Here is a 22590-nt window from a genome sequence, read left to right as displayed (position 1 = left end):
TGTGACGATCTGCAGGGAATTTGCAGGTAAAGTGGTCTGGGTTGGGCGAACGTTGCCCAGCTGGCTTCCCGCGCAAACAAGCGGGCGCACCTTGCAGACTGCATTTCGTGCATATTTGATCATCAAGGAGATCGCTTCGTGGCGAAGAAGATTCTGATCGTCGGCGGCGGCTACGCCGGCTTCTACACCGCATGGAAGCTCGAGAAGCTTCTCCGTGCCGGCGAGGCTGAGGTCACCATCGTTGACCCGCTTCCGTACATGGCATACCTGCCGTTCCTTCCCGAGGTTGCTGCTGGCTCGATCGAGCCCCGCCACGCGGTTGTGGCGCGTCGCCGTCACCTCAAGAAGACCGCGAACGTCGCGGGCAAGGTGACCGGCATCTCGCACGCCACCAAGACCGCAACGATCACGCCGAATACCGGCGAGGCGTACGACTTCGAGTACGACCAGATCGTCATCACGACCGGTTCGGTCTCGCGCACCTTCCCGATCCCGGGCATCGCTGACCGCGCCATCGGCATGAAGACCATCGAAGAGGCCGTCGCGATCCGCGACCGCATGGTCGGCAACTTCGAGCGCGCCGCGTCGCTGCCGAAGGACTCGGCTGAGCGCGCACGCCTGCTCACCGTCACCGTCGTCGGCGGCGGCTTCGCTGGCATCGAGTCGGTCGCTGAGCTGCGCTCGTTCGCGACCGCGCTGCTCCGCCGCTACCCGGAGATCACGTTCGACGAGACGAAGTTCCACCTCGTTGAGGCCATGGGCCGCATCATGCCCGAGGTCACCGAGGGGCTCGCTGACTGGGTCGTCAAGGACCAGACCCGCCGCGGCGTGAACATTCACCTCGACACGCAGCTGTCTTCGGCTGAGGGCGGCAACATCGAGCTGTCGACCGGCGAGAAGTACGAGTCTGATCTCATCGTCTGGACCGCTGGCGTCATGCCCCGTCCGTTCCTCCGTGGAACCGACCTCCCGATCGGTGCTCGTGGACACGTCGTCGGCACGCCGTCGCTGCGCGTCGCGACCGAAGAGGGCGAGATCGTCGAGGGTGCATGGACCGCGGGTGACACCTCGCAGGTTCCCGACATCTCCTCGACCCCCGGCCCCGGCGGCTTCTGCGTTCCGAACGCACAGCACGCCGTGCGCCAGGGCCGTCTGCTCGCGAAGAACATCGTCGCGACGCTGCGCGGTGAGGGCGTCGTTGAGTACAACCACAAGAACCAGGGCGCAGTCGCGGGCCTCGGCATGAACACCGGTGTGTTCCGCTCGGGCAACTTCACGCTCAAGGGCTACATCGCGTGGCTCGCGCACCGCTTCTACCACGGCCTCGCTATCCCCACGTGGGAGCGCAAGTGGCGCGTGTTCGGCGGCTGGGTTGGACACTTCTTCCTCGGCCGTGACATCGTCAACATCGAGGCAGTCACCGAGCCCCGCGCAGTGTTCGAGGAGTTCGCTTCGCGCCCGCGCCCGGCCGCTGACTAAGTTCTGCTGCTGCTTGCGCTGCTGCTCGTGTGAGTAGCGAGTCGCGCTGAAGGCCGCGAGACCCACTGGGGTTTCGCGGCCCTTCGCGTGCCCGAGCCGTGACGTGGCGGGTGCTTTCCCCGCGGCTGGCACTCGCTCCCTCCGCTCCCTCCGCTCCCTCCACCCCAAATCTTCTATTCCACCTCAAATGCCCGGGACATTTGGGCGCGAACGGATGACTTGGGGTGGAATCGGTGCGCGGGCCGACCGGGAGGCGGTCGGCGGGCCGGGATGCAGCCTGGAGGGTCGGGATGCAGCCGGGAGGGCCGGGCCTGTGCGTGCGGCGGGCCGGTGCGCGGGAAAGACCAGCTGGCCGCAGCCCTACACCTCGGGAGCGTGCTTCGACAGGAACTCGTACATCGAGGTGTCGTCGACCCCGGGGAAGGTGCCCGTCGGCAGGGGGGCAAGCACGTGCTGGTGCATGCGCGCGCTCGGCCAGGCCTTCCCCTCCCACCGTTCACGCAGCGCTGGCGGCGCGGTTCGGCAGCACGACGTGTCGGGGCAGGTGGAACGCTTGCGCACCTGAGTGTCGCGCCCCCTGAACCAGCGAGCATCGTCGAACTGGACCCCACAGGCGATCGCGAACGGGCCGTGCTCCGCCTCACCCGTCTGCACGCTTGTCCAGTACGTCCCGTTCGGTGTATCGGTGTACTGGTAGAACTCGCTCGTTCGGTTCTGGCGGTGGAAGGCGGTTCTGCCGCCCCACTTTGCGCAGAGGATCTCGCCCTCGATCGCACCGCCCTCGTCGGTGGGGAAGGGCTTGCCGTCGTTTTCGTACCCGCGCACGAGCGTTCCCGCGCCGTCTGCACGGTAGTGGTGCACGCGCAGGTCGAGGTGCCTCGTCGCGAGGTTTGTGAACCGGTGTGCGGCCGCCTCGTGCGTGACGCCGAACGCGTCACGGAAGTCTTCGATCGCGAGGTTGCGGTTGCGCTTCGCCTGCTGCAAGTAGTCGACGGCCCGCGCCTCGGGCAGCAGGCACGCGGCCGCGAAGTAGTTGATCTGCAGCCGCTGCTCGAGGAACTGCGCGTAGCTCTCTGGCTCCGAGTGACCAAGCACGCGGTGCGCCATCGCCTGCAGCGCGAGCGACCGGAGGCCGTGCCCACCAGGGATCGAGGTCGGTGGCAGGTAGATGCGACCGTTCTCAAGATCGGTGATGCTTCGAGTGTTCGAGGGCAGGTCGTCAACGAAGATGAGCGTGAAACCGAGCAGCTCGGCAACCATCGCGACGTCTCGGTGCGTGACAGCGCCGACGGTGTGGCCGATGCGCCGCATAAGGTCGGATGCGATGAGCTCGATGTCGGGAAGGTAGTTGTCGCGCGCCTGCATCTGCAAGCGGATCATCGTGTTCGCACGCCTCGCCTCCTCAGAGGTCGTCGCTGCCGCGCGGGTGCGACGTGCGAGCTCGCGGTGCAGGCCGATGAGCGCCTCGAGGGCTTCGTCGTTGAGAGAGCGCGGGGTGCGGATCCGGGGGAGCCCGAGCTGTTCGTAGCCCGGCGTGCTCTGGGCCCGCTCCAGCTCGATCTCGAGCTCGCTACGCCGGTCGGGCGCCTCCTCGCTCAACAGGTCACCGGCGTCGATGCCGAGCTCGCGAGCGACCGCCTGGATGAGTGTGAGCTTGGGCTCGCGCTTTCCGTTCTCGACGAGTGACAGCTGGCTCGGCACGACGCCAACGCGGCCGCCGAGCTGCTCGAGCGTGAGGCCTGCCTGGTTGCGAAAATGCCTGAGGCGCTTGCCAAGGACCAGGCGGTCGACCGTGGCGGCGCTGAGTGAGGAGGCGAGTTGAGGGCTCATAAGTTGACTATATGTCAAAAACCTGAAAATTTGACAGCGGTTTTGGTGAACGGAGGGTTACGGGGGCCGCGACAATAGAAATACAGCCCGGTTCGACGAAACCCCAAGGAGACTCGACGGTATGAGTAACGCTACTCTCGCTTCGATCACTGAACTTGTTCGCGAGAACGCGACGACCGACAACGCAGAGGTTCTGCAGTGGGTCACCGAGGTTGCGGAATTGACGCAGCCCGACGCAATTCTGTGGTGCGATGGTTCGCAGGACGAGTGGAACCGCATCACCAGTGAAATGGTTGAGGCAGGGTCCCTGATCCCGCTCGACAAGAACCTGCGCCCGGGCAGCTTCCTCGCCCGTTCGCATCCCGCCGACGTTGCGCGCGTTGAGGATCGCACCTTCATCTGCTCGGAAAACGAAGCAGACGCCGGCCCCACGAACAACTGGGTCGCCCCTGACGCCATGCGCGCCGAGCTCATGCCCCTCTTCGAGGGATCGATGCGCGGCCGCACCATGTACATCGTGCCGTTCTCGATGGGCCCCGTAGGCGGCGCCATCACGCAGCTCGGCATTGAGATCACCGATTCGCCCTACGCGGTGCTCAACATGCGCATCATGACCCGTATGGGCCAGCAGGCGCTCGACGGCATCACCCCGGGCAGCGAATGGGTGCGCACCGTGCACTCGGTCGGCGCTCCGCTCGTCGACGGCGCTGAAGACTCGGCGTGGCCCTGCAACGACACGAAGTACATCACGCACTTCCCCGACACCCTCGAGGTCTGGTCGTACGGCTCGGGCTACGGCGGAAACGCGCTGCTCTCGAAGAAGTGCTTTGCGCTGCGCATCGCGAGCGTCATGGGCAAGAACGAGGGCTGGCTCGCAGAGCACATGCTGCTCCTCAAGCTCACGAACACCGAGACCGGCAAGGACTACCACCTCTCGGCGGCGTTCCCCTCGGCGTGTGGCAAGACCAACCTCGCGATGCTGCAGCCGACGATTCCTGGCTGGAAGGTCGAGACCATCGGTGACGACATCGCGTGGCTCCGCCCCGGCAAGGACGGCCGCCTGTACGCGATCAACCCCGAGGCAGGCTTCTTCGGCGTCGCGCCCGGCACCGGCGAGTCGACCAACCCCGTCGCGATGGAGACCCTCTGGGGCAACACGATCTTCACGAACGTTGCGCTCACCGACAACGGTGACGTCTGGTGGGAAGGCATGACCGACTCGGTCCCCGATCACCTCATCGACTGGCAGGGCAACGACTGGACGCCCGACTCCGGCCGCCCCGCAGCGCACCCGAACTCGCGGTTCACCGTGCCGATCCAGCAGACCCCGTCGCTCGCACGCGACTGGTACGAGCAAGACGGCGTGCCGCTCGACGCGATCCTCTTCGGCGGTCGCCGCGCGACCAACGTGCCGCTCGTCGCGCAGTCGCGTTCGTGGAACCACGGCGTCTTCGTCGGCGCGACGATCTCGTCCGAGAAGACCGCGGCGCAGGAGGGCACCGTCGGTGAGCTCCGCCGCGATCCCTTCGCGATGCTCCCGTTCTGTGGCTACAACATGGCTGACTACTGGGGCCACTGGCTCGAGATGGGTGAGCAGCTCGGCGAGAACGCGCCGAAGATGTTCCAGGTGAACTGGTTCCGTAAGGACGAGGACGGCAACTTCATGTGGCCCGGCTTCGGCGACAACTCGCGCGTCATCGACTGGGTGATTCGCCGCGTTGAGGGCGAGCACACCGGCGTTGAGACCGCGGTTGGCACCATCCCGGCGCCGGGTGAGCTGAACCTCACCGGCATCGAGGAGGTGGAGAAGGATCTCGGGAAGATCTTCGCCATCGACCCGACCTCGTGGCTCGCCGAGGCTGACCTCACCGAGGAGTACTTCGCACAGTTCGGCGATCGCCTCCCGGCGGCGCTGACCGCTGAGCTCGACGCGCTGCGTGACCGCCTCGGGAAGTAGCGCGTAAGCCCCGAAGGGGCGCGTAACGCCAGAGGGCGGCGCGGCAGGGAGATTCTCCCGCCGCGCCGCCCTCTCGCTGTGTGCTGGGGCAATGGGCCCGTCCGAAGTCAGTGCGCGGAGAACTCGCGGCTGAGGATCGGCGCGATTGCTCGCGCCCCACGCTCGCTCATGACCACCGTGTAGTGGTTGAGGTCGGGCACCTCGACATGGTGCACGTTCGGGAGCGCCTCGAGCAAAGCCGCGAGGTGCGCCGGTGGGTAGAGCCCCGGGGGCTCATCGAGGAGCCCGCGAGCCACCGTGATGAGCTCGACCGGGCTAACGAATGCCGGCAGCGCCCTGAGGGCCGCGGAGAGAGTCGAGCCCGTGTTCATGTCGACGGTATCGTCGGTCGTCGTCGCGAGGCTCGTCGCCGGACGTAGCGCGTCGCCGTCTGGCACGAGATCGTATGCGAAGTACGCCTCGAGCTCCGCGCTCCAGTCACGCGCGAACGCGGGGTGCGCCCGCCAGAAGTCAAGGTAGGCGGGCACGTCGGCGAAGCGCTTCGAGAGGCGCTCGGCGGTCGGCCCGAGGATCGCCTGCACCAGCGCCTCAGCGCTCACCCCCGCGGGGGCGTCGAGCGGCAGGCCGCCGTCGATGAGCACGAGGCGAGCGACCCGCTCGGGCGCGAGGTTGGCAAGTGTGACGGCGACGAACGCCCCCATCGAGTGCCCGAACACCGGAACCGAGCGCTCACCGAACGCGTCAAGAACCGCGACCAGGTCGGCCGCGTGGGCCGCCATTCCCGCCGGGCCGTCGACGCCGTTGCTCGCTCCGCGGCCGCGGAGGTCGGGGGCGATGATCCGGACACCGGGGAGCTCCTCGACAACAAAGGGCCAGGCGAGGTGGGAGGCCGTGACTCCGTGAATCGCGAGCGCAGTTGGATCGCCAGCGGTCGGTGACACGGGATCCCAGACCCCGACCCTCAGCAGTCCACCGGATACCGGTACATCGACCGTGCGATAGGTGTGCGAGCTCATCGAGCGCTCCATCCGCCATCCATGGTGTACGACGCCCCCGTCACCATGCCCGACTGGTTCGAGGCAAGCCAGCCGACGAGAGAAGCGACCTCCTCGGGTTCGACGAGTCGTTTCACCGCGCTCTCGGTGAGCATGATGCGCTCGACAACCTCGCTCTCGGGAACCCCGTGAACCTTGGCCTGGTCGGCAATCTGTCGTTCGACGAGGGGGGTGCGCACGTACCCCGGGTTTACGCAGTTGCTGGTCACGCCGTGCGGGCCGCCCTCGAGCGCCGTCACCTTCGACAGCCCCTCCAAGCCGTGCTTGGCGGCGACGTACGCCGACTTGAACGCGCTCGCGCGCAGCCCGTGCACGCTCGACAGATTGATGATGCGGCCCCAGCCGCGCTCGTACATGCCGGGGAGAGCCGCGCGGATGAGGAGGAACGGGGCCTCAAGCATGAGCCGCTGGATGAGTCGGAACGCATCGGGGTCGAACTCCTCGATGGGGCTCACCCGCTGGACCCCGGCATTGTTCACGATGATGTCGACGTCGAGCTTGAGTCCGTCGAGCGGGCCCGTGTCGGCGAGGTCAACGACCCAGGCTTCCGCCGCCCCACCAGCTGCGGTGAGGTCGGAGACCGCGCGCTCGGCGGCGTCGGCGGTGATGTCGGCAACGATGACGTGGGCGCCGCGCGCCGCGAACTCGTGCGCGCACGCGAGCCCGATGCCCGAGCCGCCTCCGGTGATGAGGGCCCTGCGGCCCGCGAGATCCTGATCGCTCACGACTCCGCTCCCTTCCGTGTGTGTGACCCGCCGAGCGCGCCATTGATGAACTGCATCATTGCGTCGAGAATGTGCGGGGCGATCCGGTCAGGGGCCGTCCCGTCAGCGTTGCGCTCCCAGAGGATGTAGCGCATGCCGATGAGTTCGCCGAGGCCCATGAGCGCCCATGCGGCGACCTCAGGGTCGAGCTGCGGATCGATGTCGCCCGCCGTTTGTGCCGCCCGCAGGCCGGCCGTATACCCCTCGACGATGCGCTCGTAGTGCAGCCGCATCGTCTCTGGAGAGACGAACTCGGCCTCCCTGACGACCCGGTACAGTGCCGGGTGCTTCGCCGTGAAGCGGAAGAACCCCTCGAACCCACCGCGCTCTGCTTCGATGCGGTTCGTTGCCCCGGCCATGGCCTCGGTCATTGACTGCCTGACGCGGTCATTGAGGTCGATCACGAGCGCCTCGAAGATGCTCTGCTTGCTGTCGAAATACAGGTAGAACGTGCCGAGGGCGACGCCGGCGCGCTCGGTGACCTTCACGATTGACGCCTCGTGGTAGCCGAGGTCGGCAAAGACTCCCTCTGCCGCTTCGAGTAGCCGCCGCCTGGTCGCGAGACCGCGTTTGGTGAGCGGCCGGCCGGTCGCGGGCGAGATCGGTTCACCGGCGTCAGGTACGGCCGGTTCACCGGCGTCAGGTGCGGCCGGTTCACCGGTCGCGGGTGCTGGTTCGCTGTGGGAGGTCATGCGGTGCCTGTCTGATCGTGTGCGGCGAGCGCGGTCCGTGCCCGGTTTGCGAGCTCGCCGCGCGCGACCTTCTCGATGGTGGATCGCGGCAGTTCGTCGACGAACTCGACGTGCGCCGGCAGTTTGAACGGGGCGAGCCTGGAACGCGCGTGGGCGAGTAGTTCGTCGCGCGAGAGCGGGGTCGTGGCGACGACGAACGCAAAGCCACGCTCGCCCCACACCGGGTCGGGAACGCCGACGACGGCCGCGGCCTCGACGAGGGGATGCGCGCAGAGCGCGGCCTCGACTTCTGCCGGCGCGACGTTCTCGCCGCCCGACACGTAGATGTTCTTCACCCTGTCGACGACCCGGTGGATGCCGCCGGCGTCACGCTCAACGATGTCGCCGGTGCGCAGCCAGCCATCCGACATCGCGCGTTCGGTCGTTGCCACGTCGTCGAGGTAGCCGGCGAAGAGGCTCGGGCCGCGCACCCAGAGCTCGCCGGTCGCGGCGCCCGTGAGGGGGAGACCGCTCTCGGTGTCGACGATTGCGGTCTCGACCGAGGGGTAGGGGCGCCCGACGGCGCCAGGAAACTCAGCGAGCTCGGCGGCCTGCAGGTGCAGCACGTTCGGGCCCGCTTCCGTGAGCCCGTACCCCTGCGCGAGGGGCAAACCGAGCCTGGCTGCCTCGACGGCGAGTTGCTCGGGGATCGTCGAGCCGCCGACGAGTACCCGCGACAGCGAGCCAAGGTCTGCGCTCTCGATGCCCGGCTGCGCAAAAAGCATCTGGTACTGCGTCGGCACCCCCATCATGGTGGTGACCTTCCGCTCCCGGATGAGCTGCAGCACGCGGCCCGGCTGGAAGGAGCGCTCAAGCACGACCGTCGCGCCGACCCACCACGCGAGCAACGGTTGCACGTTCCACGCCGCAACGTGGTGCTGCGGCAGGATCGAGAGCACGACGTCGGCCGAGCTCATGGGCATTGCGCGCGAGAGCGCGAGATTCGTCCAGAAGCAGGAGCGGTGGGTGAGCACGACCCCCTTTGGCGCGGCCTCGCTGCCCGAGGTGAACACGACGAGCAGCGGGTCGCCGGCCTCGGCGTCTCGGCGTTCGCGCGGGTTCGCCGCGGGCGGTGCGAACTGCTCGACGCCAGCGAGGCCGGGCTCGGCGCACGGGGGAGCGCTATCGCCTGCCTCCCGCAGCACCGCGAGCGCCTGCTCGCCGAGCCCAGCGTACTCGTCTTCCACGAGCAGCAAGTCTGCCTGCGAGCGCCTGATGAGCTCGCCGAGTTCGCGAGCGGTGAGGCGCCAGGACAGCGGAATGAACGCGATGCCGAGGATCGCGCAGGCGAAGAACGCGACGACGTGGTCAGTCGAGTTGCCCGAGACGGTCGCGATGCGACCGCCCGCCCCATAGCCCGCTTCGGCCAGCCGAGACGCGAGCGCCCGGGCCCGGGAATCGAGCGCGCGGTAAGAGGTGAGCACCCCGCGGTCATCGATCGCGATGTGCGAACCGTCTATCGCTGCGCGATCCGCTAGCCAATTGCCGATGGTGTAGTCACTCATGGGCGGCTCTTCCGCGTGCGTGTGTTCCATGCTGTATCCAGCGTGCCAGCGATTCCGCCGGGAAGGAACATGACGACGAGGATGAACAGCGTGCCCAGCAGGAAGAGCGGCTCGGAAAGCGGGATCCGCAGCACATCGGGGAGCCCCTGGATCACATCGGCTTTCGCGAGCACCGTGAGGCGCTGATCAAGGATCGTGTAGATGAAGCCACCCGCGATCGCACCCCACCGGTAGCCGACGCCGCCGAGCACGACCATCACGAGCACGGTGATCGTGAGGTCGGCTGAGACCGCGCGGGGTACGGTGCCCGACTGCAACAGCATGTAGCCGACGCCAGCGAGGCTCGCGAGCACTGCGGCGATGACGAAGATGGTGAGTTTGGCGGCGTACGGGCTGAGGCCGAGCACCTTCACGCGTTCGGGGTTCTCGCGCGACGCGCGTGCGAGGTGCCCGAGGCGGCTGCGATCAACCCAGAGCGCGACGAGGTAGACGAACACGAGGATCGCGAGGATAACCCAGTACAGGTTGCGCGTGTTCACGACGCCGACGAGCCAGTCGGGCACCTGCGCGGTTGCGAGGCTGAGACCCTCCTCGCCGCCTGTCACCTGGGCGTTGCGGCGAACGAGTACCGACCCTGCCTGCGCGAATGCCAGCGTGACCATCGCGAACGGGATTCCAGAGACGCGGTTCGCGACCGATCCGGTGACGAGCGCGATGACGAGGCCGCCGATGAGCGCGAGCAGCACGGCCGGCACGAGCGGCAGGTCGAACTGTGCGAGCGCGATCCCGAGGAGGTACGCGCCGCCGCCGAACGACAGCGCGTGCCCGAACGAGAGCATGCCTGCGGTGCCGAGCAGCATGTTGTAGGAGAGCGCGAGCGCCGCGAAGACCATGCAGAGCGACAGCAACGCGAGGCTGCCCGGCATGTAGGTCGGCGTCGGGAGGATTCCTGGGATCTGCAGGTTGAGGAGGGGGAGCGCCGCAGCGAAAGCAACGAGCGCGAACCCGGCTACGACGGGGAGAACCGGCCGACGTGGCGCGGTGAGCTGCATTGTGTGTGCCGACATTACTGCGCCACCTTTCGTCCCATGAGGCCGCGGGGTCGCACGAGGAGTACCACGGCGAGCAAGATCACGACGATGAAGTCGCCCGTGCCGCCCAGATAGAAGTTTGCAAACTGCTGGAGCACGGCGACGAGCACTGACGCGACTGCGGCACCCGCGAGCGACCCGAGGCCGCCAACCACCGTCACGATGAACGCGAAGATCAGGAGTGTCTGGCCGAGGTGCGCCGAGACGAACGTCATGTAGTGCATGGCGAGCACGCCGCCGATGCCGGCGGCCGCGCCGCCGATCGCGAAGACGAGTGTGAAAGCTTTGCGCACGTCGATTCCGAGCGCGGTGACCATCGCGCGATTCTCAACGCCGGCGCGAATGATCACGCCGTAGCGCGTCTTCTTCAGGAAGAGCACGAGCGCGGTGAGCACCAGCGCGGCGGCGAGGATCAGGATCCAGTACACGTTCGGGATCTTCGCGCCAAGCACGAGGGTGGTCTGCTTGAGCCAGGCGGGCCCGGCGACGGTGATCGGGTCCGAGCCCCAGATGCCCTCGAACAGGGCGATCGCCGCGAACGAGAGGCCGACCGTCACGAGCACCTGTTCGATGTGGCGCTCGTAGAGCGGCCGAATGAGCAGGAGCTCCGTGAGCGTCGCGAAGACCGCCCCGACGAGCGCTCCGACGAGCACCGACACGATGAGCGCGAACCAACTGTCCGTGCCGAGCGCCTGCGCGGTGCGCCACCCGATGAACGCAGCGAGCGTGAGGAAGGCGCCGTGCGCGAAGTTCAGCACGTGCATGAGCCCATAGATGAGGCTCAGGCCGGAGGCGACGAGGAAGTAGAGGGCGCCGAGGCCGACACCGGTGATGAGGGTCAGGACGAGTGCGCTCACAGCTGGCTCCCTCCCTCTGCGTGGACGCCGAGGAGCTGCGTGGTGAGCTGCTCGTCGTCGAGAATGTCGGCCGCCTTGCCGGTGTAGACGACGCGACCGGAGGAAATCACGATCGCGTCATCGGCGAGCTGCCTGACGACCTCGAGATTCTGCTCGACGAGCAGGATCGGCACGGTCGTCGCCGCCTCGGCGAGCGCGTCGGCGACCTCCTGGACGATTTTCGGGGCGAGCCCCTTCGTCGGCTCGTCGACGAGCAGCAGCCGGTTGTCGTTGATAAGGGCGCGTGCGACCGACACCATCTGCTGCTGGCCGCCTGAGAGTGTTCCTGCAGCCTGGTCGCGGCGTGCGACGAGATCGGGGAACAGGTCGGCGACGAACTCGCGCCGCGGGTTCGGGCCGCGCTCGGCGAGTGCGAGGTTCTCGGCGACGCTCAGCGACCCGAACACCTCGCGGTCTTCGGGGACGTACCCGATGCCGCGCTGCACGAGCTTGTGGGTGGGGAGCGCGTCGATTCGCTCACCAGCGAGTCGCACTTCGCCTGAGCGGGTGATGAGCCCCATGATGCCGCGAAGGGTTGAGGTCTTGCCCGCGCCGTTGCGCCCCAGGACCGCGGTGATTCCGGTCGCGGGGACGTCGAAGGACACGTCCTCAACGACCTGCTGCCCGGCGATGGAACATTCGAGGCCTGAGACTGTGAGGATTGGCGCGCTCATACTGCGCGTCCAAGGTATGCGCTCTGCACGGTGGGGTTCTCCATGATGTTCTGCGGGGTGTCGAATGCGATGATGTTGCCGAAGTACATGACGGCGACGTGGTCAACGAATCCGAGGAGTACGTCGATGTGGTGCTCGACCATGAGCACGGTGCACTGCTTTTCTGCCTGCATGTCGCGAATGTTCTGCACGAGCCCACTCACGTCGCCAGACGCGACGCCGGCCATGGGCTCGTCGAGCAGCACGACGCTTGAATCTGAGACGAGTAGCACGGCTATCTCGAGCTTGCGCTTGTCGCCGTGTGAGACGTCGCCGGCGAGCGTCATCGCCTGGTGGGTGAGCCCGACGGTTTCGAGCGTCTCGAGGGCGAGTTGAGTCGCCGAGTCGCCCTGCTTGGGGAAGCGGAGGAGCGACATGCTGCCGCCCGCCGTCGCCTGGGCAGCGAGCCTGACGTTCTCGAGCACGCTGAGCCCGGGAAAGTAGCTGGAAGTTTGGAACGTGCGGCCCAGCCCCGCCCGCGCGCGGGCGGCGACGGAGCTTTTCGTGATCGGGTTGCCGTGAAGCGACACAGTGCCGCTTGTCGGCGCAATGAGCCCCGAGATCACGTTGAAGAGGGTTGTCTTGCCCGCGCCGTTCGGGCCGATGACGCCGACGATCGATCCCTGCGGAACGTCGAGGTCCACGCTGTCAAGAATCGTGGCGCCGCCGATCTTCAGGCCGAGGCCCGAGACGGTGAGGGCGGACGGGGGCTGGGTGTGCACGTGCGTTCCTACTTCGCTTCGGCGGGAGCCACGTCGTCTGCGGCGACAGTGGCGACCAACTCGGGGGCGAAGCTGCCGTCCTGTGCGACGAGCTTCACCTGGTACATCTCCTGAATGAGGGCGTGGTCGCTCCCGCGAACGGTGGTCTTGCCCTTCGGGCCGTCGAACGAGAAATCGTTCAGCGCCGCAATCATGGCGTCGACGTCGCCCTTGCCTTCCTTCACAGCCTGCACGACCATGAGCGCGGCGTTGAACCCATCGGGGGTGAACAGGTCGGGGGTGCCGCCGGCGTCCTCGACAGCCTTCACCATTGCGGTGTTCACGTCGTTATCGGGGGCGCCCGGGAAGTAGTGGTTGAGGAAGCTGATCTTCTCGGAGGCCTCGCCGTATGCCCCGAACGTTGCCGAGTCGCCGAGGCCGGTGACGACCGGCATCGAGTCGAACACTCCCTGCTGGCTCATCGCCTGCCACATGGCACCGGTCGTTGCGCCCGCCCACGCGACAAAGACGAGGTCTGCCTTGGTGTCGAGCACCTGAGTTGCGAACGGCGTGAACTCGGTGACATCCTCTGCGACGAGCACCGGGGTGACCGATGCGCCCTTTGCGCCGAGGATGGCCTCGACGGCGGCGACGTTGCCCTGCCCGAATGCGTTGTTCTGCGCGAGGACCGCGACGGTCTTGCCGCTGATGTCGTCGAGGAAAGTGCCCGCGGTCGCGACATCCTGGGCGCTCTGGCGGCCCGAGCGGAACGTGTACTCGTTGATCCCGGTGATGGCGTCGGCCGCTGCCGGCCCGGAGATGAAGAGCACCTTGTTCTGTGCGGCCTGCTCAGCCACGACGGCGGCGACGCCCGACGAGGCGCTGCCCGCGAGCAGGTTGACGCCCTGGCCGATGAGATCCTTGGCCGCGGTGACCGCCTTGTCTGGGTCGCCGGCGTCGTCGACGTACTTCACGTCGAGTTTCGTGCCGCCCACCTCTCCGGTACCGCCGGTCGCGTAGTCGAGGCCAGCCTTGAAGCCGTCGAGGTACTGGGCCCCGTAGCCCGCGAGGGGTCCGGTCTCGCTCGTGATGATGCCGACGGTGACCGAGCTGGGCCCCTCAGTGTCACCGCCGGACTCGGGAGCCGAAGCTGCCGGCGCGCACGCCGACAGGACCAGTGCGGTTGACGCCACAAGGGCACCAAACGCGAGTTTCTTTCCGATGCGCATGCGCGTACCTTTCGTCCTTGGAAGGTTGGTTTATGAAACCTGATTCAGGTTGCAAGTCCCAACGGTAGGCCACATGCGCCCGGTGCGTCAAGGGAAATTTGTTGCGGCCACGTTGGCGACCCAAAGAGCCGAGTGGGGCGGCGCTGACGTCTTCTACGGTAGGGTCTGAAAACGTTGGCAGTAACCAAGGGAGGGCCGCCAGATGCCTTTTGCTGTACTGGATTTTGAGACCACGGGTATTCTGCCCTCCTACAACCATCGAGTTGTCGAGGTCGGAGTCACTCACGTTGAGGACAGCGGCGAGATATCAGGGCGCTGGGAGACGCTCATCAACCCGCAGCGAGACCTTGGTCCACAGCGAATACATGGAATCCGGGGCGCTGACCTCATCGACGCGCCGCTGTTTGAAGACATCGCGCCCGACTTGCTTGCCTTGCTGCGTGACCGCACGTTTGTGGCGCACAACGCCTCGTTTGACCTCAGGTTTCTCGTCGCAGAGTTCTCGCGTGCCGGGCTCTATTTTGGCGACACGGTGCCGCATCTCTGCACGATGCAGTTGTCTCGAAGCTTCGGTGTTGGGGGCCGTGGCTCGCTGGACTCGTGCTGCGCTCACCTCGGGGTGCCGCTCGTCGACGCACACTCGGCGGGTGCAGATTCGTTCGCTACGGCTCAGCTGCTGAGTGTCTACATTGCCGCGACCAGGGGTGCGCCGGAGTGGGGACCGTACTGGGCCGCAGCCTCTGCGATGGGGACAGGATTTCGATTTCCTACTCCAGCCAGCAGGGGGGTCGCGTGGAAGGGCCGTGGGGAGTTGTTTGAGGAACCGCAGCACTTTCTCGAGCGCATTTCGGACCCGCCGCTCGAAGTGCAAGCTGAAGGAGCCGAGAACTCCTACCTCGAAGCGTTGGATCGTGCACTGCTAGATCACGTTATTTCGGCAAGTGAAGCCTCGCAACTCGTCGCCCTCGCTGATGCTCTGGGGCTCTCCCGTGAGGACGTTGAAGGTTTGAACCGCAGATACTTTGAAGCGCTGCGACGGCGAGCGTGGGCTGATGGCGTGCTCACCGAACGCGAGGCTGAGGATCTCGCGGCGGTGGGAGAGATGCTTGCTATCCCGGCCTCGGAGTGGAACTTGCATCTGACCGTCCAAGACGAGAGTGAGCCTTCTCTGCCCCTCGAAGGGTTCGCGCTTGCCCCAGGCGACCACGTGGTGCTGACCGGAGAAATGAGCGTGGAGCGAGCAGTCTGGGAAGCGAAGCTCGCTGGGGTGGGGCTTGTCCCACACCCCCGCGTGACCAAGAAATCGAGACTCCTCGTGGCTGCCGACCCAGATTCGCTGTCAGGGAAGGCCCAGCAGGCGCGAAAATACGGCGTCCCGGTAGTTGGTGAGGAGTGGCTGCGTGACTACCTCCGCTGACGTGAGCTGTCGCAAGTCTGCTTTGTTCGGGTCTGAAGTGGTCCCCCCACAGGGATTCGAACCCTGACTGAAAAGATTTTAAGTCTTCTGCCTCTGCCAGTTGGGCTATAGGGGGTGGTGCAATCCTCCCACATCGGGGAGGGGCGTAAGAACGCCTGTCGACGCCGACCGCCCCAGCAGAACGGCAGGGGCAGAGCGGCACGGCGCCCGCGCCAGCTACCCGCGCGCGAGCCGCTCCGTGAGCCGGTGCGCGTGGTCGAGCAGGAGGCGGCCGAGCTCGGGCTGGCGCTCGGCCGCGAACCTGTGCTCGGTGCCGGTGAGGCTCAGGGCCCAGGCCGGCTGGCCGGTTGCGGTGAAGACCGCGGCGCCCATGCCCCAGCTACCGGGCACGATGAGCGCGGGGTTCACGGCGTAGCCCGTGTCGCGGGTCGCCGCGATCCGCGCGCGCAGCGCGTCAGTCGAGTGAGCGTCGCCGAACTCGCCCGTGAGGTCGGTCTCGGTGAGGTAGCGCTCTGCGGTGGCCGCGGGCAGGTAGGAGAGGATCGCGAGCCCCGCCGACGCCACGCCCAGCGGGAACCGCTTGCCCTCGTGCAGCACGAAGGATCTGATGGGAAAGCTCCCGTCTTGCCGCACCAGGCAGACGGTCTCGCTTCCCCGCCTGACCGAGAAGAACGCGCTTTCGCCGGTGGCGTCGGCGAGAGCGGCAACGTGCTCGCGCGCGATCTCGGTGACGTCGTATCGCTCTGCGGCGACGGTGCCCATGAGAAACAGCTCCGGGCCGAGAAGCCAGTTGCCGGTGCGAGTGTCGCGATCCACGAACCCCTGCTCGGCGAGCGCGGAGAGCAGCCGGTGCGCGGTGGGGCGCGAGATGGCCGTCGCTGTGGCGAGCGCCGTGGTGCCGACGCCCTCGGGCATGGTGGTGCTGAGCTCGCGCAGTAGCGCGGTGACGCGTGCGACGACCTGTGCTCCCGGCGTGCGCATTTCGTCCATATTGTGAACGTTAGCACGCGCGCTACTCACTGTGTGAGCAGTTGGAATACGCGCGCAGCGTGGTGGTTGCGCAGCGTTAGAGCGATCTTCTACGCTCGCAGCAGGGTGGTCCGTGTGACCGCATTGTGAACGAAAGGTGGCAAGGGTGGCATCAAAGACCTGGAACACCGCCGCGGAGGCAATCGCAGACGTTGCTCGCGACGGAATGACAATCGCTGTCGGTGGGTTCGGCCTCTCCGGCATCCCGCACAATCTCATCGTTGCGCTCCGCGACGCGGGCGTAAAGGATCTCACGATCGTGTCGAACAACATGGGTGTCGATGGGAAGGGACTCGGCCTCTTGCTTGAGAACCGGCAGGTTTCGAAAGTGCTCGGTTCGTACGTCGGCGAGAACAAGCTGTTTGCCGAGCAGTACCTGAGTGGCGCGCTCGAGGTCGAGTTTGTGCCGCAGGGCACGCTCGCTGAGCGCCTGCGCGCGGGCGGCTCGGGCATCCCCGCGTTTTACACGCCGACGGGCGTTGGCACCCCGATCGCCGAGGGGAAAGAAGAGGCAGAGTTCGACGGCAAGCGCGTCATCCTTGAGCGCGGCATCGTCGCAGACCTCGCACTCGTGCGCGCCCACACAGGCGACCGCGAGGGGAACCTGCGGTACCGGTTCACCGCGAAGAACTTCAACCCGCTCGTCGCGATGTCGGGCCGCGTGACGCTCGCCGAGGTCGAGCACCTGAGCGATGAGTACCTCGACCCCGAGCGCATCGACACGCAGGGGGTCTTCGTGCAGCGGCTCGTCGTCGCCGAGGATCCGGTGAAGGACATCGAACAGCGCACCGTGCGCACCCGAGAGGCGGTCTAACCATGTGGACTCGTGATGAAATGGCGGCGATCGCCGCGGCCGAGCTTGAGGACGGCCAGTACGTGAACCTCGGCATCGGCATCCCGACGCTCGTCGCCAACCACCTGCCCGAAGGCGTGAGTGTCATGCTGCAGAGCGAGAACGGCATCCTCGGTATGGGGCCGTTCCCGTACGAGGGGGAGGAAGACGCAGACCTCATCAATGCGGGCAAGCAGACGGTGACACTCGTGCCCGGGGCCTCGATCTTCGACTCGGCGACCTCTTTTGGCATGATCCGCGGTGGGCACGTGCAGACCGCGATCCTCGGGGCGCTGCAGGTCGCGGGCAACGGTGACCTCGCGAACTGGACCATTCCGGGGAAGCTCGTGAAGGGCATGGGCGGGGCGATGGACCTCGTCGCGGGCACCCCGCGCGTGATCGTGATCACCGAGCACGTTGCGAAAGACGGCTCGCCGAAGATCGTCGCGGAGTGCGACCTGCCGCTCACTGGCGTCGGCGTCGTGGACCGCATCATTTCCGACCTCGCGGTCTTCGACATCGCTGACGGGGCGCTGACGCTCAGGCGCATCGCCCCCGGCCACACCGAGGCTGAGGTGCGCGAGAAGACTGGGGCGGCCTTCGCGGTCGACCTCAAAGACTAGGTTCACTCCCGCCTCAATCCAAGCCCAAGCCCAAGCCCAAGCCCAAGCCCAAGCCCGAGCCCAAACCCAAGCCCAAACCCCAGCCTCAAACCCTGGAATCTGCAGACCCAATGCCGGTTCGGCGGGGCGGAGGCATTGGGAGTGCAGATCACATGGATACGGCCGGAGCTGAGGAGGGGCAGGGGCCAAGCGAGGGGGAGAAGGCCTACGTGCCCCGCTGCAGCAGGTACCGTGCAGTGAGAGCGACCGCCCGATCCTGATCGGCCGCGAGCGCGGTGAGCAGGGGAGCGGTCGCCCGCGGGTCGAACTCACCGAGCGCCTGCGTGAGCCTGCCACGCGCGGCGCCCGAGGCTACCGGGTCACCGAGCGCCGCCTCGATCGCGATGAGAATCTCCCGTTCCGCGTGCCGGTCTCGCGCGATCTCGGCGAGCGCCTCAGCGGCCTCGACATCGCGGGGCCCGGAGACAACGAGGCCGAGCAGCACAGGTACCGCAGCCCCCGCACTGCGCGCCCCGGCGGCGAGCGCAGCGTCCTGCCGAATCACGGCGATGGGGTCGTCGAGGAGCGGCAGGATGAGCTCGGTCGCCACGTCGCCCGGGAACTGAGCGGCCGCGGCGAGTGCGCGGGCTCGCCGCGTCGGATCCGGATCCCGGAGCGCCTCCCGCAGCACCTCCGCTCCGCTGCCCGACTGCACGAGCGCCCAGCGGAGCGCGCCTGCAGCGTTCGTTGACTCCTCCGCGAGCAGCGCATCGATGAGCTGCGCCGCGGGCGCCCCCTGTGGGCTGGCGCCGAGCTCGAGCGCCGCCCGCTGCCGCTCGCCCGCGATCGGGGATTCGAGGCCGCGGGCGAGTCTCACCGCGGCGAGCGCGGCATCCCAGTTGCCCGGGGAAACCGACGTGAGTGTGGTAAGGCGCGCAAGGAGCGCCGTGTCGCGCTCGATTCGCGCCCGCGTCTGCTCGGCGAGGTCGGCGATGAGAGCCTCCGGCCCCGCAGCCTCGCTGTCGAGCGCCTCGGCGACCTGCGCGAGGGTCATACCGAGTGCTCGGAGCCCCTCGATCTGGGTGAGGTGGACGAGGTCGGTTTCGGTGTAGTCGCGGTACCCGCTCGCGGTTCGCGCGGCCGGGACGAGGAGCCCCAGCCGCTCGTAATGCCTGAGCATGCGGGCGCTGACCCCTGAGCGCCTCGCGACCTCACCGATGCGCACGCTAGCTTCCTGAACTCGGTGACAGCGCCCGCGCGAGCCTCGCCGCGTCAGCGGGGTCCAGGGCGAACGAGGCATCAGGATCGGCGATCAGCCGTTCCGTCGCCCGTGCGTGTGCGAGCGCTGCGTCGTTGTCCCGCGCCGTCGCCTCGGCTGCCGCTGCCGCGAGGGGCCCCGTTGCGGCCTCACCGAGCGAGACGAGCACCCGGCTGAGGCTGCGCATGGTGTCGATGTCGCCGCGCCCGAGCTCAGACACGAGCGCCGCGGCGAGCCGTGGGTGTTCGGTGGCCGGGGCGACGGCCGCTGCTGCGCGCCAGGCGGTGCGGGCGATGTCGTCGTCTGCCGAGTGCAGGTGCGCGTCCGTGATTGCGGGCCAGGCGCGCGCGTCGCCAAGCTTCGACAGCGTGTGCAGCGCCTGCGAGACCGCGCGCGGGTTCTCGCTGTCGAGCTCGGCAAGCACGCGGGGGAGCACCGCGTCGAGGGGGTGCATGACGAGCGCCCAGGTGAGGGTATCCCTGACCAAGAAGTCGGGCTCCGTGCCTGAGCGGGCGACGAGGGCCTCGACGTAGTCGGGGCGTGGGTGCGTCCCCGCCGTCATCGCGGCCTGGAGCCGCGATGAGCTATTGGGCGAGGCCAGTGCGGTCGCCAGGTTTGCGGTGTGATCTGTCGGGTTCATGGTGATCTCCTCTCATGAGTACCCAACACCTTGACACCGTGTCAAGGTCAAGTCGCCAGTGCAGAGCGGCTACGCTTGCCGCATGGCCTTCGCGAAAGCACTGCTCGTCGTCCTCCTGCTTGCGGCGGTTGTCGCCGGTATCTACACGCGGTTCCGTACCCGGGGGCGACGCCGCGGCGACGCTGGAGAATAGCGACAACCACTCGCGGGGGGCCCGCGCGTCAGGGCTAGAATGCAGCCATGACCCTCGATCTCGCGGCACCGGAGCTGCGCGCGGCAGCCGACAGCACACCCTGGCTCACCCCATCCCTGTATTGGGAGCGCATGACCGAGGCCACGCGCGAGCACTCGGCCCCCGTGATCGCAGTCAACACCGAGGCGCTGAGCTACAACGCGCATGACATGCTGCGCCGCGCGGGCGGGCTGCCGATCAGGGTCGCGTCGAAATCGGTTCGCGTGCGCGAGGTGCTCGATGCGGTGCTCGCCCTTCCCGGCTACGCGGGCGTGCTCGCGTACTCGCTCGCTGAAGCGAACTGGCTGAGCGAGACGATCGGCGACATCGTCGTGGCCTACCCGACGGCCGATCGTGCCGCGATTGCTGCGCTCGCCGCCGACCCGCGCGCCGCCGAGCGCGTCACGCTCATGGTCGACAGCCCCGAGCAGCTTGACCTCATCGACTCGGTCGTGCCGCCGACGAAGCGCCCGAGCATTCGTCTCTGCCTTGATTTCGATGCGTCGTGGCGCAGTCGAGCACTTGGACACATTGGCGTTTTCCGCAGCCCGATCTTTACGGCTGAGGGCCTGCGCGGCTTCGTGCAACACATCCTGGGGCGGCCCGGCTTCACGATCGCCGGCGTCATGTCATACGAAGCCCAGATCGCGGGCGTCGGCGACGAACCCGTCGGCAACCCAGTCTCCGGGCTCGTCATGCGCGCGATGCAGCGAGCGAGCCGCGCCGAGCTTGTCGAGCGCCGAGGCGAAGCGCTGCAGGGCGTGCGAGAGCTCGTCGAACTCGAGTTCGTGAACGGCGGCGGCACCGGTTCGATCGAGCGCACGGTGTCGGAGGGCGGCATCACCGAAGTTGCCGCGGGAAGCGGGCTCTTCGGGCCGCACCTGTTCGACAACTACCGTTCGTTCACCCCGGCGCCGGCGGTGGCCTTCGCGCTTGACGTTGTTCGCCGCCCCAACGACCACACCGCGACGCTGCTCGGCGGCGGTTGGATCGCATCGGGCCCGGCAGGCGCAGACCGGCTGCCGCAGCTCGTGTGGCCTGAAGGCCTGCGCTATGCGCCGAGAGAGGCCGCGGGCGAGGTGCAGACGCCGGTGGCTGGGGCCGCCGCCCGCGACATGCGGGTCGGTGACCGCGTGTGGCTCAGGCATACCAAATCAGGGGAGCCGATGGAGCACGGCAACGCCGTCGTGCCCGTAGCGGGCGGTGTCGCCGGCGATCCGCTCCCGACCTACCGTGGAGAGGGGAAGTGCTTCCTGTGAGCAAGCGCTGGCACAACTGGGCACGAACAGAGTCGTCGACGCCCGCAACCGAGGTCTACCCGCGGTCGGCAGAGCAAATCATGACGGCCGTGGAGCGCGCACGCGAGACGGGCCACACGGTCAAGCCGATCGGGGCCTCCCATAGCTTCACCGCGATCGGCGCGACCGACGGCATCCGGCTACGCCTCGACCGCATGCGTGGCCTCGTCTCCGCCGACCCTGCCGCGGGCCGCGTTACCCTCTGGGCGGGAACGCACCTCTGGGAGCTGCCGGCGATCCTCGGGCCGCTCGGCCTTGCGCTTGCGAACATGGGCGACATCGACAAGCAGACGATCACTGGGGCGACCCAGACCGGCACACACGGGACGGGTCTCGGCCTCGGCGGGATCTCGACGGGCGTTGTCGGCGCGACCCTTGTCACGGGAACGGGCGAGCTCATCACGGTCTCGGAAGACGAGAACCCCGAGCTGTTGCCGGCCGTCGCGCTCGGCCTCGGCGCGCTCGGTGTGCTCGTCACCGTGACGATCCAGTGTGTTCCGCGGTACCTGTTGCACGCGGTGGAGGCGCCCGAGGCGCTCGACAGCGTGCTCGACGACTACGTCGCGCGCAACCGAGCGGTCGACCACTTCGAGTTCTACTGGTTCCCGCACACCACGGGCGCGCGCACGAAGACGAACACGCGCATCCCCGTCGACCCCGCAGCGGGCGCCGCGGGCAGCGGTGCACGCCCGCTCGGCGCGGTATCGCGGTACATCGACGAGGAGATCGTGAACAACACGATGCTCGGCGCCGTGGTCGGTTTCGAACGCTGGGTGCCCGCGTCGACGCCAGCGGTGAACCGCGCCATCCAGTCGGTGTCGAGCGCCCGCGACTACGTCGACGAGTCGCACCGGGTCTACGTGACGAATCGGCGGGTGCACTTCCGAGAGATGGAATACGCGCTGCCACTCGAAGCGGTTCCAGCCGCGCTGCGCGACCTCAAAGCGCTCATCGAGAAGCGGAAGTTCCGCGTCTCGTTCCCCATCGAGGTCCGCGCGGCGGCTGCCGATGAGCTCCTGCTGTCGACGGCGCACGGGCGCGAGAGCGGCTACGTCGCCGTGCACCGCTACTGGCGGGATCGCGAGGATAACTATTTCCGCGAGGCCGAGGCGGTGCTTGCCGCGCACGCGGGCCGCCCGCACTGGGGCAAGATGCACACGCTCGGCGCGCGCGACCTGGGTGAACGCTACCCGAAGTTTGGCGAGTTTCTCGCGATCCGTGACAGGTTGGATCCGGATCGGTTGTTCGCGAATCCATACCTTGAGCGCGTCTTGGGGGAGTAGAACAGCTCGGCCACTCTCACAGCAGAATCATGAGCTCCCACGCTAGTA

At 67.5% G+C, this 22590-nt stretch carries 20 protein-coding genes and 1 tRNA gene; 7 read left to right on the top strand and 14 right to left on the bottom strand.

Features of this window, described 5'->3' with window-relative positions; genetic code table 11:
- Positions 1–138 precede the first annotated feature (138 nt).
- On the top strand, positions 139–1479 hold the full coding sequence (locus FB468_RS06375; RefSeq protein ID WP_141886603.1) for an NAD(P)/FAD-dependent oxidoreductase: 1341 nt from the start codon (positions 139–141) through the stop codon (positions 1477–1479).
- 360 nt (positions 1480–1839) lie between these two features.
- Here FB468_RS06375 and FB468_RS06370 read toward each other — a convergent pair whose 3' ends face one another.
- Positions 1840–3309, bottom strand: coding sequence for a helix-turn-helix domain-containing protein (locus FB468_RS06370; protein ID WP_141886602.1), 1470 nt, complete (start codon positions 3307–3309; stop codon positions 1840–1842).
- 121 nt (positions 3310–3430) lie between these two features.
- On the opposite strand from FB468_RS06370, the gene FB468_RS06365 reads away from it, so the two are divergent.
- Complete coding sequence (locus FB468_RS06365; protein WP_141886601.1) at positions 3431–5266, top strand: phosphoenolpyruvate carboxykinase (GTP); 1836 nt, start codon at positions 3431–3433, stop codon at positions 5264–5266.
- Positions 5267–5373: 107 nt separating this feature from the next.
- Here FB468_RS06365 and FB468_RS06360 read toward each other — a convergent pair whose 3' ends face one another.
- Genes FB468_RS06360 through FB468_RS06320 form a run of 9 tightly spaced genes read right to left on the bottom strand, consistent with a single transcriptional unit; the run spans position 5374 to position 13951 of the window.
- Entirely contained in the window at positions 5374–6282 is a 909-nt protein-coding gene (locus tag FB468_RS06360) for an alpha/beta fold hydrolase (RefSeq protein ID WP_141886600.1), read from the bottom strand.
- The gene (locus FB468_RS06355) at positions 6279–7046 is read right to left on the bottom strand and encodes a 3-hydroxybutyrate dehydrogenase (protein WP_141886599.1); all 768 of its coding nucleotides are present in this window, start codon (positions 7044–7046) and stop codon (positions 6279–6281) included. The genes FB468_RS06360 and FB468_RS06355 overlap by 4 nt, the downstream gene beginning before the upstream one ends.
- Entirely contained in the window at positions 7043–7777 is a 735-nt protein-coding gene (locus FB468_RS06350) for a TetR/AcrR family transcriptional regulator (protein WP_141886598.1), read from the bottom strand. Before FB468_RS06350 ends, FB468_RS06355 begins: the two co-directional genes overlap by 4 nt.
- Positions 7774–9321: a class I adenylate-forming enzyme family protein gene (locus FB468_RS06345; protein WP_141886597.1), complete on the bottom strand. Its 1548-nt coding sequence runs from the start codon at positions 9319–9321 to the stop codon at positions 7774–7776. The genes FB468_RS06350 and FB468_RS06345 overlap by 4 nt, the downstream gene beginning before the upstream one ends.
- Positions 9318–10388: a branched-chain amino acid ABC transporter permease gene (locus FB468_RS06340; RefSeq protein ID WP_246055781.1), complete on the bottom strand. Its 1071-nt coding sequence runs from the start codon at positions 10386–10388 to the stop codon at positions 9318–9320. The genes FB468_RS06345 and FB468_RS06340 overlap by 4 nt, the downstream gene beginning before the upstream one ends.
- Positions 10388–11269 (bottom strand): branched-chain amino acid ABC transporter permease, encoded by an 882-nt coding sequence (locus FB468_RS06335; RefSeq protein WP_141886596.1) that lies wholly within the window; start codon positions 11267–11269, stop codon positions 10388–10390. Before FB468_RS06335 ends, FB468_RS06340 begins: the two co-directional genes overlap by 1 nt.
- Complete coding sequence (locus FB468_RS06330; RefSeq protein WP_141886595.1) at positions 11266–11982, bottom strand: ABC transporter ATP-binding protein; 717 nt, start codon at positions 11980–11982, stop codon at positions 11266–11268. Before FB468_RS06330 ends, FB468_RS06335 begins: the two co-directional genes overlap by 4 nt.
- Positions 11979–12743 (bottom strand): ABC transporter ATP-binding protein, encoded by a 765-nt coding sequence (locus FB468_RS06325; RefSeq protein WP_141886594.1) that lies wholly within the window; start codon positions 12741–12743, stop codon positions 11979–11981. The genes FB468_RS06330 and FB468_RS06325 overlap by 4 nt, the downstream gene beginning before the upstream one ends.
- Positions 12744–12751: 8 nt before the next feature.
- On the bottom strand, positions 12752–13951 hold the full coding sequence (locus FB468_RS06320; protein WP_141886593.1) for a substrate-binding domain-containing protein: 1200 nt from the start codon (positions 13949–13951) through the stop codon (positions 12752–12754).
- Positions 13952–14153: 202 nt separating this feature from the next.
- Between FB468_RS06320 and FB468_RS06315 the strand changes: the two genes are divergently transcribed.
- On the top strand, positions 14154–15368 hold the full coding sequence (locus FB468_RS06315) for an exonuclease domain-containing protein (protein ID WP_141886592.1): 1215 nt from the start codon (positions 14154–14156) through the stop codon (positions 15366–15368).
- Between the two features lie 38 nt (positions 15369–15406).
- Here FB468_RS06315 and FB468_RS06310 read toward each other — a convergent pair.
- Both FB468_RS06310 and FB468_RS06305 read right to left on the bottom strand, forming a co-directional pair.
- Positions 15407–15483, bottom strand: a tRNA-Leu gene (locus tag FB468_RS06310).
- Positions 15484–15584: 101 nt separating this feature from the next.
- A complete protein-coding gene (locus FB468_RS06305) occupies positions 15585–16358 on the bottom strand; it encodes an IclR family transcriptional regulator (RefSeq protein WP_211359094.1) in 774 nt (257 codons plus the stop codon).
- Positions 16359–16563: 205 nt separating this feature from the next.
- Here FB468_RS06305 and FB468_RS06300 point away from each other — a divergent pair, with 205 nt between their 5' ends.
- Both FB468_RS06300 and FB468_RS06295 read left to right on the top strand, forming a co-directional pair.
- On the top strand, positions 16564–17211 hold the full coding sequence (locus FB468_RS06300; protein ID WP_246055945.1) for a CoA transferase subunit A: 648 nt from the start codon (positions 16564–16566) through the stop codon (positions 17209–17211).
- A 2-nt stretch (positions 17212–17213) separates the two neighbouring features.
- The gene (locus FB468_RS06295) at positions 17214–17852 is read left to right on the top strand and encodes a CoA transferase subunit B (protein ID WP_141886590.1); all 639 of its coding nucleotides are present in this window, start codon (positions 17214–17216) and stop codon (positions 17850–17852) included.
- 205 nt (positions 17853–18057) lie between these two features.
- Here FB468_RS06295 and FB468_RS06290 read toward each other — a convergent pair whose 3' ends face one another.
- Positions 18058–19056, bottom strand: coding sequence for a helix-turn-helix domain-containing protein (locus FB468_RS06290; protein WP_170219642.1), 999 nt, complete (start codon positions 19054–19056; stop codon positions 18058–18060).
- Position 19057: 1 nt separating this feature from the next.
- The gene (locus FB468_RS06285) at positions 19058–19729 is read right to left on the bottom strand and encodes a HEAT repeat domain-containing protein (protein ID WP_141886588.1); all 672 of its coding nucleotides are present in this window, start codon (positions 19727–19729) and stop codon (positions 19058–19060) included.
- Between the two features lie 240 nt (positions 19730–19969).
- Between FB468_RS06285 and FB468_RS06280 the strand changes: the two genes are divergently transcribed.
- Both FB468_RS06280 and FB468_RS06275 read left to right on the top strand, forming a co-directional pair.
- A complete protein-coding gene (locus FB468_RS06280; protein WP_141886587.1) occupies positions 19970–21220 on the top strand; it encodes an alanine racemase in 1251 nt (416 codons plus the stop codon).
- Positions 21208–22542: a D-arabinono-1,4-lactone oxidase gene (locus FB468_RS06275; protein ID WP_141886586.1), complete on the top strand. Its 1335-nt coding sequence runs from the start codon at positions 21208–21210 to the stop codon at positions 22540–22542. The genes FB468_RS06280 and FB468_RS06275 overlap by 13 nt, the downstream gene beginning before the upstream one ends.
- Positions 22543–22590: the final 48 nt, after the last annotated feature.

Origin of the sequence: Leucobacter komagatae, assembly GCF_006716085.1 — a bacterium.
GTDB lineage: Bacteria > Actinomycetota > Actinomycetes > Actinomycetales > Microbacteriaceae > Leucobacter > Leucobacter komagatae.
This window is presented reverse-complemented; position numbering and strand designations above follow the sequence as displayed.

Bases quoted from the DNA above. Each gene is read 5' to 3' on its own strand.
- FB468_RS06370 (WP_141886602.1), bottom strand. From the start codon at position 3,309: ATGAGCCCTCAACTCGCCTCCTCACTCAGCGCCGCCACGGTCGACCGC.
- FB468_RS06365 (WP_141886601.1), top strand. From the start codon at position 3,431: ATGAGTAACGCTACTCTCGCTTCGATCACTGAACTTGTTCGCGAGAAC.
- FB468_RS06360 (WP_141886600.1), bottom strand. From the start codon at position 6,282: ATGAGCTCGCACACCTATCGCACGGTCGATGTACCGGTATCCGGTGGA.
- FB468_RS06350 (WP_141886598.1), bottom strand. From the start codon at position 7,777: ATGACCTCCCACAGCGAACCAGCACCCGCGACCGGTGAACCGGCCGCA.
- FB468_RS06345 (WP_141886597.1), bottom strand. From the start codon at position 9,321: ATGAGTGACTACACCATCGGCAATTGGCTAGCGGATCGCGCAGCGATA.
- FB468_RS06340 (WP_246055781.1), bottom strand. From the start codon at position 10,388: ATGTCGGCACACACAATGCAGCTCACCGCGCCACGTCGGCCGGTTCTC.
- FB468_RS06330 (WP_141886595.1), bottom strand. From the start codon at position 11,982: ATGAGCGCGCCAATCCTCACAGTCTCAGGCCTCGAATGTTCCATCGCC.
- FB468_RS06320 (WP_141886593.1), bottom strand. From the start codon at position 13,951: ATGCGCATCGGAAAGAAACTCGCGTTTGGTGCCCTTGTGGCGTCAACC.
- FB468_RS06315 (WP_141886592.1), top strand. From the start codon at position 14,154: ATGCCTTTTGCTGTACTGGATTTTGAGACCACGGGTATTCTGCCCTCC.
- FB468_RS06305 (WP_211359094.1), bottom strand. From the start codon at position 16,358: ATGGACGAAATGCGCACGCCGGGAGCACAGGTCGTCGCACGCGTCACC.
- FB468_RS06300 (WP_246055945.1), top strand. From the start codon at position 16,564: ATGACAATCGCTGTCGGTGGGTTCGGCCTCTCCGGCATCCCGCACAAT.
- FB468_RS06295 (WP_141886590.1), top strand. From the start codon at position 17,214: ATGTGGACTCGTGATGAAATGGCGGCGATCGCCGCGGCCGAGCTTGAG.
- FB468_RS06285 (WP_141886588.1), bottom strand. From the start codon at position 19,729: ATGAACCCGACAGATCACACCGCAAACCTGGCGACCGCACTGGCCTCG.
- FB468_RS06280 (WP_141886587.1), top strand. From the start codon at position 19,970: ATGACCCTCGATCTCGCGGCACCGGAGCTGCGCGCGGCAGCCGACAGC.